Origin of the sequence: Paenibacillus sp. FSL K6-1558 (assembly GCF_038002565.1) — a bacterium.
Taxonomy (GTDB): domain Bacteria; phylum Bacillota; class Bacilli; order Paenibacillales; family Paenibacillaceae; genus Paenibacillus; species Paenibacillus polysaccharolyticus.
This window is the reverse complement of the sequence record NZ_JBBOCV010000001.1, coordinates 3,886,930-3,899,169: the sequence shown is the minus strand read 5'-3', so window position 1 is coordinate 3,899,169 and position 12,240 is coordinate 3,886,930. Positions and strand designations below refer to the sequence as shown.

12 protein-coding genes and 1 riboswitch are annotated in these 12,240 nt (G+C 45.4%); of the genes, 7 read left to right on the top strand and 5 right to left on the bottom strand.

What is annotated here, in order from left to right; translation table 11 throughout:
- Positions 1-191: 191 nt before the first annotated feature.
- Positions 192-695, bottom strand: a complete 504-nt coding sequence (locus MHI38_RS16810; protein ID WP_090924876.1) for a YwhD family protein — start codon at positions 693-695, stop codon at positions 192-194.
- A gap of 101 nt (positions 696-796) precedes the next feature.
- Here MHI38_RS16810 and MHI38_RS16805 point away from each other — a divergent pair, with 101 nt between their 5' ends.
- The 5 genes from MHI38_RS16805 (at position 797) to MHI38_RS16785 (ending at position 5,924) form a co-directional block, all read left to right on the top strand.
- Positions 797-2,788, top strand: coding sequence for a M1 family metallopeptidase (locus MHI38_RS16805; RefSeq protein ID WP_154892135.1), 1,992 nt, complete (start codon positions 797-799; stop codon positions 2,786-2,788).
- Between the two features lie 10 nt (positions 2,789-2,798).
- Positions 2,799-3,653, top strand: coding sequence for a hypothetical protein (locus MHI38_RS16800; RefSeq protein ID WP_154892136.1), 855 nt, complete (start codon positions 2,799-2,801; stop codon positions 3,651-3,653).
- A 293-nt stretch (positions 3,654-3,946) separates the two neighbouring features.
- Positions 3,947-4,084: riboswitch (cyclic di-AMP (ydaO/yuaA leader) on the top strand.
- A gap of 3 nt (positions 4,085-4,087) precedes the next feature.
- A complete protein-coding gene (locus MHI38_RS16795) occupies positions 4,088-4,558 on the top strand; it encodes a C40 family peptidase (protein ID WP_090924879.1) in 471 nt (156 codons plus the stop codon).
- Between the two features lie 362 nt (positions 4,559-4,920).
- Positions 4,921-5,418 carry a GNAT family N-acetyltransferase gene (locus MHI38_RS16790; protein ID WP_154892137.1) on the top strand — a complete coding sequence of 166 codons (498 nt, stop codon included), beginning with the start codon at positions 4,921-4,923 and terminating at the stop codon, positions 5,416-5,418.
- Positions 5,419-5,567: 149 nt separating this feature from the next.
- Positions 5,568-5,924, top strand: coding sequence for a c-type cytochrome (locus MHI38_RS16785; protein ID WP_090924881.1), 357 nt, complete (start codon positions 5,568-5,570; stop codon positions 5,922-5,924).
- Between the two features lie 114 nt (positions 5,925-6,038).
- Here the strand turns inward: MHI38_RS16785 and MHI38_RS16780 are convergent, their stop codons facing one another.
- Both MHI38_RS16780 and MHI38_RS16775 read right to left on the bottom strand, forming a co-directional pair.
- Complete coding sequence (locus MHI38_RS16780; protein ID WP_090924882.1) at positions 6,039-6,332, bottom strand: 4a-hydroxytetrahydrobiopterin dehydratase; 294 nt, start codon at positions 6,330-6,332, stop codon at positions 6,039-6,041.
- Between the two features lie 212 nt (positions 6,333-6,544).
- The gene (locus tag MHI38_RS16775; RefSeq protein ID WP_154892138.1) at positions 6,545-6,838 is read right to left on the bottom strand and encodes a hypothetical protein; all 294 of its coding nucleotides are present in this window, start codon (positions 6,836-6,838) and stop codon (positions 6,545-6,547) included.
- Positions 6,839-7,073: 235 nt separating this feature from the next.
- Here MHI38_RS16775 and motA point away from each other — a divergent pair, with 235 nt between their 5' ends.
- Both motA and motB read left to right on the top strand, forming a co-directional pair.
- On the top strand, positions 7,074-7,874 hold the full coding sequence (motA, locus tag MHI38_RS16770) for a flagellar motor stator protein MotA (protein WP_090924884.1): 801 nt from the start codon (positions 7,074-7,076) through the stop codon (positions 7,872-7,874).
- Positions 7,861-8,679: a flagellar motor protein MotB gene (gene motB / locus MHI38_RS16765; protein ID WP_154892139.1), complete on the top strand. Its 819-nt coding sequence runs from the start codon at positions 7,861-7,863 to the stop codon at positions 8,677-8,679. Before motA ends, motB begins: the two co-directional genes overlap by 14 nt.
- A 202-nt stretch (positions 8,680-8,881) precedes the next feature.
- Here motB and MHI38_RS16760 read toward each other — a convergent pair whose 3' ends face one another.
- Complete coding sequence (locus tag MHI38_RS16760) at positions 8,882-9,583, bottom strand: pseudouridine synthase (RefSeq protein ID WP_154892140.1); 702 nt, start codon at positions 9,581-9,583, stop codon at positions 8,882-8,884.
- Positions 9,584-9,601: 18 nt separating this feature from the next.
- Positions 9,602-11,941 carry a PAS domain S-box protein gene (locus MHI38_RS16755; RefSeq protein WP_090924887.1) on the bottom strand — a complete coding sequence of 780 codons (2,340 nt, stop codon included), beginning with the start codon at positions 11,939-11,941 and terminating at the stop codon, positions 9,602-9,604.
- Between the last annotated feature and the right edge of the window lie 299 nt (positions 11,942-12,240).

Sequence of the window (12,240 nt, the reverse complement as noted above, 5' to 3'; positions counted from 1 at the left end):
CATATCCGTAATGACTTGATTGCGTCAAGAAGATGGCCGGTTTAACAGACTCCATATATTTGCATGGAGGATTCATAAATATGCAGGCGACTGTATGAAGCCTTCGCTACATCTTCATCACAGAAATAAAGCAAGCCCCGAAACCGGATAACCTGCCGGTTCGGGGCTTGTTGCTTTTTTCTTTTTTCCCGTTAGGCAAGTGCCTCTTTCAATTCATCCGGGGAAGCATTCCACCATTCTTCATTATGAGAGATCAGAAGAGTCTTCAGTGCCGCTTTGTCTTGCGGTCCCAGCTCATCCAGCATAAATCGGCGTTTCATCGCATAATCCATCCGGTTGACGTGATCCGCGAGCAGCTTCCACCCCCGTTTGGCTTCCGTGTCAATCCACATCTCACATGCCGTTGCCCCGCCATACAACTGTCCTTGCTCTGTACGATCCACAGCAACCCATACCAGCCATACCTGACGTCCATTCGGAACGTCTTCACGATTCGTTGAAAATTTAATGCCTCGTTCCACTTTACTCTTCGCGTGCATGGCACCGATGTCGATTTTCGCTTCGCCCTGGTCAATGATGACCGGAGAAAGATTGTTCAGATCAATAGAGCCTGAACCAAAGCCTTTATGCTTGCTCTTTGCACTCACGATATTCAAGGCAATCTGTTTCTTGCCGTTTTGCTCATTTTGGTCCATGTTCATAGCCTCCAAGAGTTGATACAAATATTTTAACTAATAATTGGCCCAATGCAAACATATACATGCTGTAGATGCTTGTCAACGGGAGGTATTGAACGATGATTCCACGACGCGCCAAGAGCTGGCTCATCATATCCCTGGCCTTATGCCTGTTTGCCGGAGGGGTATGGATCACACTCGGTTACAATCGCTCCATTTCATCTGAGTTACCCGTACTCGCTCCAGAATCGGGCAAGCCTCCAGCCAAAAACGGAGCGCCCGCCCCCCCGGAAAGTGTACAATCCCCTACAGCCGAGGTATACAGCAATCGTGTGGTTGAATACCACATGGATGTGAAGCTGAACGAGGGGAACAAACTGCAAGGCACACAGACCATAACATGGACTCATCCGGGCAAAAAAACGGTGAACGAACTTTATTTTCATATGTACCCTAATGCATTCTCCTCTGCGGATACTACATTTATGAAAGAATCGGGCGGTAAGCTTCGCGGCGATGTCATGCCTACAGATGGTTATGGCTCCATGAAATTTACTGACATGCAGACGGAGGATGGGCTCTCTCTGCTACACCGGATGCAGTATGTACAGCCGGATGACGGGAACATCAAAGACAAAACACTGATTAAGGTTCGTCTCCCTAAACCCGTCAAGGGCGGGGAAAGCATCACAATACGCACATCGTTTGAAGTAAGTTTACCCAAAATTTTCGCAAGGATGGGCAAAACAGATGATTTTGTCATGGCAGGCCAGTGGTTTCCTAAACTCAGTGCTTACGAGCCTGTTGGAAGACGGGGCCGTACCATAGAAGGCTGGAACCTGCATCAGTATCACGGGAACTCCGAGTTCTATGCTGACTTCGGTATCTACAGTGTGCGTATCCGAGTACCCGAAACATACAAGGTGGCAGCAACCGGATTCCCCACGCAGCAGGCAACCTTGAAGAATGGTGAGAAAGTGTATCAATTTTATGCCGATGATGTGCATGATTTCGCTTGGGCAGCCTCACCTGATTTTGTGTATGCGGAGGAGCCCTTCTCTGCCCCCAACGTGCCCGGTGTACGCATTAAACTCTACCTTGATCCGGCACATCAGGATCTGAAGGAGCGGTATCTCTTTGCTGCCAAAGCCGCATTAACGAATTACAGCAAGTGGTTTGGCCCCTATCCTTATGCCACCTTATCTATCGTGGTTCCGCCAAAAGCCGCAAACGGGGCCGGAGGCATGGAGTACCCGACTCTTATTACAGCCTTTGGGGCCGATGACACAACACCGGGTTACGATCTGGAACGCACCGTTGTTCATGAAATTGGACATCAATACTTCTACGGCATGGTTGCGAGCAATGAGTTTGAGGAGGCCTGGCTGGATGAAGGGTTCACCTCCTATGCAGAAGATAAACTGATGGAACAGGAATACGGATTGATTCCGAATCTACCGGTACAATCAGGTCTGATCACATCTCCGGCTCCTCTAACACAGCCCTCGTGGAAGTTTGACTCACAGAATCAATATGCTTCCAACGTGTACACAAGGGGCAAACTGGTGCTACTCGGCATTGAACAGCAAGTCGGAGCGAAGACCATGGAACGAATCCTTTCGACGTATGTAAAAAAATATCGTTTTAAACATCCTGCAACGGGTGATTTTCAAAAGGTGGTTGAGCAAGTCACCCGCACCTCCTGGGCGGATTACTTTGACCAATATGTCTACCGGAACGGCATGGCCGATTTTGCTGTAGAGAAGATCAACGTTTCTTCTATAGAGAAGGACGGCAAAAAAATGTACGAGTCCTCTGTCACCATTATCAAAAAAGGCAGTGACTTTCCCAAGGTTCCTGTTCGGATTGCGTTTGAGGACGGCCATATCGTAACCAAACACTGGGATGGCCGCGAGGAGCGCGTCACCTATAAACTGACATATACATCTCCTGTCACCTGGGCCATGACTGACCCTTTGTATGACATCGTGCTCGAAAATCGCCATATGAACAATTTCCTGAGAACCGGACTGGACGAGCAAGTCAAATCCCGCTGGAACATGAGTGCTACGAAACTAATTGAAGCCATATTCGGAGGTCTGTCATGGTGAGGTGGAGACAGTGAAAGCAAAAATTCGTGAAGGCTGGTTTCTTGTCCGTCAGCATATGTTTATTGCCGCACTCTTGTTTATCTATCAATTAACTTGGGGTTATTTCATCTACCGGTTGGTTCAATCGGCTGTCGTTCCTCTATTACTACGTTATCCAACGGATGATGTCGGCGAGCTAAGCACACTTTTATTTAAAATGGAAAGCCAGCTCAGCCTGTCCGGTCCGGAGGTCCAGCGTTATCTGTGGATTTTGGGCGGCATGTTATTGCTTCGCCTGCTGATCAGTCCACTTATTCAGGCCGGGTTACTCTACTCCCTGCAACATTATCAATCTACTGAAGAACGCATTCCTTTTATTCGGGGCATCAAAACGTTATGGAAACCCATGATATTGCTACACACGATACGTACCTTTCTCATGTTCTTGCCTGCATACTGGCTTCTGCCCAAATTGTTTTCTACAATAATGGACAGTTTTCATTCTCTTCATTTATTACTTCCCGGCATTCCATATGTAGCAGGCTGGATTATTTATGGCTGGATTGTACATCATGCAGTGCTCTACATGCAGTTTGGTATTTCTGACCCGGAAGCAGAAGGGCGAATTCACGGGACGCTCAAGGGACTGTGGATTGCTGTGCGCCGCATCTTTGCTGTCATCGGCATTGCGCTGGTGCTGGGAGTTGTGCATTTAGTGGTCTTTGGTGCATTCACTTCCGCTTCCTGGTTCTTGACAGGACTATCCGGATTAATCCTGCAACAATCCTATCCGCTTGCTCGAAGCCTACTCAGTATGTGGAAAGTATGTAGTCATTTCCGTTTATGGCAGTCCACATCTACCAGACATGAAAATCATATACGTTGAACTAAAATGTTACACGCCGTCTGAGATCGCTTTCAAAAATAAAGAAATGTTACCATCTTATATTAAACATTTCATTGGTTATTACGTATAAATACGCAAACCTCGACCTTTCCCCGTCAAAGGTCGAGGTTTTTTTTGTTAATTTTACTGCTAAACGTTGCCAAAGTACTAAGCCTCTGGTACAATAAGCGCAGTGAGTTTTTAGTAACAACTTTGTAATCTTTAAATCCTTATTTGTAACAACTTTAAATTAAATCCTTAAAATTAAATTTTCTTTTCATTTTTCAGGTGCATAACTAGCATAGCCAAATTCCTGGCACCTGGGAAGCGGGGGAACCAGTTATGGGTGAATTGATCTTGAAACAGAGGGATCATAGGGGACCTTCAACCGAATCCTTAAGCTAACCTCGCAGGCGTTGGAAGGGGTATATCACTTGTTTAAGAAGAAACTGACCGCAGCAGTACTTAGCCTCACATTTGCATTATCACTTGGAGCAGGCAGCGCATTTGCAGATTCTAAGATGGATAAAGTAATTGATTCAGCAATGGGAACTACATACAAAAGCGGAGGAACAACGCTTGACGGTTTTGACTGCTCCGGATTCACACGGTATGTATTCGACAAATTAGGTATTGATTTGGCTCGTCAATCTAGCTCCCAATACGACATGGGTGATTCCGTATCTCGCATGGAGATGAGACCTGGAGATCTGGTGTTCTTCAACACAACAGGTAAAGGTATATCACACGTAGGCATTTTTGTAGGAAGTGGCAAGTTTGCACATTCTTCTTCTTCCAAAGGTGTAACGATCAGCTCTTTGAGTGAGAACTACTGGGCTAACCGCTACGTTGGCGCTAAACGGATCATGAGCACGGACGATTATGAGTCACTGGCCCTTGACTAGGTACAAGCTGTAATCAACATGATGTTGGAACCATGTAACTCTACTGTAACGAAATACGAAGTATAAACAGAACCGCCCGGTACATTCTCCGCAGGAATGTATCCGGCGGTTTTTTTATGCTTTCTGACTCTGTGTAGTTCCCGATGTTGCAAGTCATGGTGTGTATGTGAACTAACACGTTCGCCTGCTTTCGTTTGTCCGTGCCCTTATCATGTTTTTACCCAGCCTGTTATAATATAAACGGAATGATCACGACTTTTGTTTCAATTTTTATTTGATCATATGAAGACTTGCCTAATACACAGCTCTTTTGTAGAGTGAACAATGATACGGATATTGAAGAAAGGAGCATGCACTGTTATATGAAGAATGAAGCCTCTTTGATACTTCATGTTGTACCGATGCAAGAAGAACATGCTGAACTTATATGTGGCTGGAAATACGCCCCACCTTACAATATCTATAGCTGGCTTCCTTGGGAACAGATGAAAGTACTCGAAGTCGAGTTCGGTGATGCACAGCTCAGACAACAACAATATGCCATTATCCTGGATCAACATGACCAGGTTTATGGGTTTGCACAATATTTTCCGCTCCAGCATGTCACACGAATCGGTCTCGGTATGCGCCCCGATCTGTGTGGTCAAGGTCTTGGTAAAGCATTCGTTACTGCGATTGTACAAGAGGCCATCCGCCGCAATCCATCCAATGAGATTGATCTTGAAGTGCTCACTTGGAATAACCGTGCCATTCAGGTATATCTGAAGAGCGGATTTGTCATCCAGGATACATATGAACGCCAAACTCCTAGTGGTTTAAAGCCCTTCCATTGCATGGTTTATGAAGGCCCAAGAGAGTAAACTCACGATTAAATGGTTTCAATTTGTCTCTCTTTTGTGATTAGTTCAAAAAATTACCACAAAATGCTATGATGTAACGACGGCTTCCGTTATAATGATAGGGATTAGTTTGAGTTAGATGATCTTTCATTCTGGAGGGGACATAAGGGATGCACAAATGGATCATGAGCGGGGTATTTTTTGCAGCATGTGCTTTAGCTATTGTTTTAATGTTTACGCTTCCAGGTAAAGAGGAAGTGGAGCAGGAAGCCAAACCAAGCATGCCTGAAGTGGCTATGGATGCTGGACAGGCTGAGACGTTAGTGAAAGCCAACTGCATTTCCTGTCACGGCGATCAGCTTCAAGGTGGCGTAGGCCCAGCTCTTGCAAACATCGGTAGTAAGGATGATGTGGAGAAAATCTATTCCACCATTGTCAAAGGTAAAGGTGGCATGCCTTCTTTCAAAGGCAGACTGCAGGACGAGGAAATTGCCCACATCGCGATGTGGCTGGCAGAGAAGAAATAAGCATTTTTGCGCGCAAGGCATCAAAGAGGCTCTCCATCCTCCCGTTAGGGAGGCAAGAGCCTCTTTTGGTATGCATGACAAACATCATCCTGCAGACGACGTTGGTGCAGATTATTATGTTCTCATTTTCTCAAAAGCTTCGTTGTACTGCTCTGCTTCTTTGATGTCTACCGATGTAATGCCACCTGCATCCCAAGACGTAAGACGCAGTGTAACCGTTGTATAATCAATAGTAATAAAAGGGTGATGATTGAATGCTTCCGAAATCGCAGCGACTTCATCCACAAAAGCAATCCCTTTCATATAGTTAGAAAACACAAATTTGCGGACAATCCACCGTCCCTCTTCCAGCTCCCAGCCTTCCAGCCTTCCCAGATGAGCTTCGACTTCCTCTTGCGTAAAAACCATGCGTTATCTTCCTCCCCATATGATGAGACATCGCGGACTTACATCCACATGACCATCGGCACCTTTACATGCTGCCCATACAGCCTAAAAGGCAGGCCACCGCCCAGCGGCGCCTTTTTCATGAGTATCATCTTACCACGTCAAAGCACCAAAATCCATAGAACAGATGGCTCAGTGCCTTGAAGCGCAAGGTTTTATCGTTACTACACATGTTAAATTAGAGGTACAAAGGTTAGCTCTTCTTCTCCAATCAAAATATGGATCCGGTGTTGGTCTTTGTCATGGATCACCACACCGCTCCCAACCGGAATGACGGATTCCTCTCCAAGCGCGTAGAACAAGTCCTCCGCCAGCGCTTCGTCCACCTCAAGCTGTCCCGGTTCCCCTAGTCTCCCCCACTCTTCCGCATCCATTTCAAAGAAAACATAGCGATCCGGTATGCGTCCTATGGCCACTGTTAAATCTGTCAATATTCCTTCATAATCACGTCCATGCTTTACGCCCATTGACTTCTCACTCCCACTCACCTTGTAAAAGGCGGATTTGATCTTATTATACCTGAAAATAACCCTTAAAAAAAAAGCCCATCTGGTCGATAAATACTATACATGACCGTTTCATTCGTTTTCGGTAGCCATGGAGGTTGCCAGACATGCAACGGATTGCAGCAGAACCTTCGTCTGGAAGCCCGAATTCTGCCGCCTGAAAGGATTCAATTTTATCTCATGGATGAGGTGTATGATGGAAATTTCAACGATTATCGGACTAGTTTTGGGGTTAGTCTCCCTTGTACTCGGTATGTTTTTGAAGGGTGCTCCGCTGATCAACCTCGTTAATAACCCGGCAGCATACGTTATTATCTTCGTTGGTACGGCAGGAACCATCTTTATGGCGTTTCCTATGTCTGAAGTTAAGAAGATCCCGAAGTTATTCGGTATCCTTTTCAAGAAGCAAGAACTGATTGACCGCGTTTCTCTAATTGGCACATTTATGGACTGGGCTTCCACTACCCGTCGTGAAGGTTTGCTCGCTCTGGAATCAAAAGTAGAAGAGATTGATGATCAGTTCCTTCGCAGCGGTATGCGGATGATTATTGACGGTAACGACCAGGAATTCGTCAGTGATGTACTGATGGAAGATATTCATGCGACCGAAGAACGACATCGCGGCGGCGCACTGATCTTCGCTCAAGCGGGGATGTATGCACCAACCCTCGGGGTTCTAGGGGCTGTCGTAGGCCTGATTGCGGCACTCGCCGACCTCAGTGACATGGAGAAGCTCTCTCATGCGATTGCAGCGGCATTTATCGCAACCCTTCTGGGTATCTTCAGTGGTTACGTGTTATGGCACCCGATGTCCAACAAGCTGAAGCGGATGTCCAAGAAAGAGATGGAAATCAAGTTGATGATGGTTGAAGGACTCTTGTCTATTCAATCTGGCGTATCTACTATTGCCATCAACCAAAAGTTATCCGTATTCCTGACACCTTCCGAACGTAAACAACTGGAAGAGAAGGAGGGATCATCAGGTGAAAAAGGGTAAAAAACACGAACCGCATGAGGAGCATATTGATGAAAGTTGGTTGCTTCCCTATTCCGACTTAATGACCTTGTTGCTCGCCTTGTTCATCACCCTGTTCTCCATGAGTTCACTGGATGCTGCCAAATTCGAGCAAATGGCCTCTGCACTAAGCAGTGCACTCAACGGAGGTTCCGGTGTTCTGGATCACACGTCAATGAATCCAACGGACTCCAGTACAGACTTAGGCAAGAACAAGGAAATACCCAAGGAAATCACAAAGAAAACTCCTGCGCAGATTACGGATGCCCAGATGGCCCAAAAGGAACAGGAAGATCTGGAAAAACTCAAGAAGCGACTCGACAAGTATATTTCTCAGAATGGACTATCAGACCAACTGAATACCAAACTCAACCAGTCTGAACTCAAGATCACCATCAGTGATAAAGCGTTATTCTCCTCTGGGCGAGCAGATGTGAAGCCTGAATCACGTTCACTGGCCAAGGCGATCTCTAGCATGCTGCAAGAGTTCCCTGAGTATGAAGTTGTCGTATCCGGCCATACCGATAATATTCCCATTTCCAATAACCAATATAAGGATAACTGGGATTTGAGTGCAGATCGTGCTCTGAACTTTCTGAAAATCCTGTTGCTGAACCCGCAGCTTGATCCTTCCAAGTTCACACCTAGTGGTTACGGGGAGTATCATCCAATCGCCAGCAATGATACAAACATCGGAAGAGCACAGAATCGGCGTGTAGAAGTGTCCATTATCCGGAAGTATCAAAGTAACAATGCGAATGTAAAATCCGTGAATGGCGGCAATTAGCAGTCCTTCAGCACGGAATGAGTTTAAGACCGTTCTCCTTGAAATTGATGGAGAGCGGTTTTCCTCTTTTTTGAGGCGTCGAGTATATGGGTGCCCTTCTGTATTTAAACTAAAAAGCATTGTCTCCTCTTAAAGGAAACAATGCTTTTTCATTCGTGCTAATGTTAAGGCGGGCCTTCACCCGTTTCATATTCAGTATTCCTTATTCCAGCGAATAGTCCAGTAAGCCGCCCAGCTCTGCTTTTTCAGCAGTTGTAAGCTCCCGCCATGTTCCTGTTGCCTGCTCTCCAAGATGAATGTTCATGATACGAATCCGCTTCAGCTTGCGAACCTCATATCCGAAAGCACTGCACATCCGCCGGATTTGACGGTTCTTGCCTTCCGTCAAAATAATACGGAACACACGGTCTGTCATTCTAGTTACGGTGCAAGGCAGCGTCATTTCACCTAGGATTTTAACACCGGTGCTCATTCCCCTGAGGAAGCTTGGTGTGATTGTCCGATCAACCGTTACAATATATTCCTTTTCATGACGACCTTCGGATCTCAAAATCCGATTCACGATGTCCCCATCATTCGTCATCAGAATTAAACCTTCCGAATCCTTGTCTAGACGTCCGATCGGGAAGATCCGTTCATGATGCCCAACAAAATCAACGATATTCCCCTGAATATGCTGTTCAGTTGTACTTGTGATTCCCACGGGTTTGTTCAACGCAATGTACACATGCTTTTTCTTCTCACTAATCGGCTTCCCGTTGATTCGAACATCGTCGCCTTCTTCTGCTTGACTGCCGAGCTCCGCCTTAATGCCATTAATGGTCACCTGACCACTTTCAATTAATTTGTCGGCTGCTCGGCGGGAGCAGTAACCTGTCTCACTAATAAATTTATTAATACGCAAAAGGTCATCTCACCTCATCTAGTTCTCTTCATCTGGTTGTTGTTCTTCCGCTGATGGATCTGCCTCCTGTAACTGTGTCTGCACTTCAGAAGCCGGCAGTTCAATAATGACAGTGGTTCCCCTATTCATAGCACTCTTAATATCCATCATGCCCTTATGGGATTGAATAATTCGCTGACTTACCATGAGGCCGAGTCCTGTGCCGGATTCTTTGTTCGTGAAGAACGGCTCACCAAGCTTTGCCATCATTTCTTCCGGGATGCCAATGCCTTCATCCTTAATTTCAATCCTAACTCGGTTGGCCTGCTCGTTAACCTTCAGCTTGATATGGATGCTTCCTCCATTCGGCATAGCTTCCATACCGTTTTTGAGGACATTGATGAATACTTGCTTTAACTGATTCTCTTCACAGTGTACCATAGCTGAATCCGATGATGCATGCAACACAAACTCAACCCCGTGCAGATGTGCCTGACTATCCAGCAATGAGATAACATCCCCAAGAATGAAACGAATATCCCGCTCTTGAAAATGAACTGCTTGCGGCTTCGCCAGAATCAAAAACTCGCCTACGATCAGGTTGATTCGGTCAAGCTCAGATAACATCAGATCCAGATGGCGATGATTTAGCTTGTTGCTCTCCTGTTGAAGCTGTAGGAAACCGCGCAACGTTGTAAGTGGATTTCGAATCTCATGGGCTACTCCGGCGGCTAGCTGTCCAACCGTCGTTAGCTTCTCCGACCGTCTAAGCAGCTCTTCCATCCGATTACGGCTTGTAATATCCCTTGAGACACTGATGAGAGCTGTAATCTCACCAGCCTCGTCGCGTACAGGCGCCGTACTTACACTGACTTCAACCCGGGTTCCGTCTTTTTTCATCCAGATCGTTTCATTAGACGTAATCGACATGCCTTCAATAAGCTGTGCATGTTGCTGCTTCATTTCTTCCTCCGCTTCAGGAGGAATAATCTTGAGCGAACGTCCTTCCACCTCACGGCTACGAAAACCATATAATTGTTCAAATGCACGGTTAACCCGTAGCACTTTTCCTTCAAGGTCTGTTATATGAATTGCATCAGCTGTCTGATTAATGATAGACTCCAGATGCTCCTTCACTGCCCGGTTCTCTTCATACATCTGCTTTAGACGACTTGTATAGTGACCCAGATTACGAATCATCGCATTGATCCGGTTGGCGAGCTGTCCCAGCTCATCCTTGCGTTTAATCTTCAGACGGAAATCAAAATGCCCATCCGCCACATCATTCACCTTGCCCAAGATCGATTGGATAGGACGTGTAATGTAACCAGCAAGCAAGTAACTGCCAAAGATCACAATCTCCAGCAAAACCAGAGATATCGAAGCATGGCTGACCAGCTGTTCAGATACCATCGAGGATATTTGTTTGTAATCCATGACAATACTGATCACATATGAAGACTCATTCGGTGTGAAAATCGGAATAAAACTCTTCAAAACCTTCTGATCATGTGTTTCACTCACGAAAGATACATTCTGCCCTGTGCGAACAGCTCGCACCACAGCACGATGGTCTTCATCTACCGAGCCATACTGATATGTACCAAAACGGATCGGTCTGTTATTCAGTTTGCTGAAGTTCGTATCTCTTCCATCATCGCTCATATCCGGGCTCGCAAAAGTCAATGGATTAATGCCTGTAATCTCCAAAATGGAGGGATTGACTTCACGGATTTTATTTAAGATTTCATCCGGGCTAGAGATCTTCACATAGTCATCTACTTCAGTATTATTATAGAAGGGGTTGATTATGTAATTTCTCTTTCCATCATGGTAATAACCCCAGATATCAATATCTGTAGGACTGGACGTCGAATACTCGAAACCATCTGACCAGAAATGATCAAGCTTCTGCCCCTCGGGAATCGTTACCTGATGCTTCTCGAATAACTGCTTAAACGCCTGATACCAGTACGTCATTGATTTCGTGGAGAGCCCTATCTCCCTTGGATCAGAGGATCTGTTAACCACAATGTCATCATCCGTCTGTTCCAGGAGTGAGATATGGGATACACCTACTTTTTTACTCAAACGAACCAGATCTTCATTGGTAATGTTCTTGATATCTGGATCTAATTCCTCTGCTGCCATAATAGAAGCAAGCCACAAATTGTTTCCGATCTGTCTTTTTACATAATCTGCACTGTACTGATTTTGTTCGACAGAAATTGCAATCTGTTTCGCTGTGAGTACCATCTTGTTCTCACTATCCTGCCTCAAATTCTCTTCTGTAGTATAATAACTCAGTGCGATATTTAATACCAAAATAACGAGCACCGAGCACGACATAATCATGGATAATTTCGTTTTAATAGACAAATTCGTTCTTCACCTCTCGGCTTATGCCCTCTGGCGATATATGGCAAAACCTATACCCATCATAACGCTTGTATGACTATTTGAAAAGGATAATCGCCCTTTGCCCGAAAGTTACCGCTCTGGCTGAATAGATCGAATATTGTTGTATGTTCACTTTTCATGAAATGCAATGAGATGTATCACTGGATTTGTACACAAATCCACAGGGTTGTGGATAGTATGTTTATAACTATGTGATTAACTAATAGTTATCCACAATTCTGTGCACAACATGTTAACAAACCGAATGTTTGTTCGCT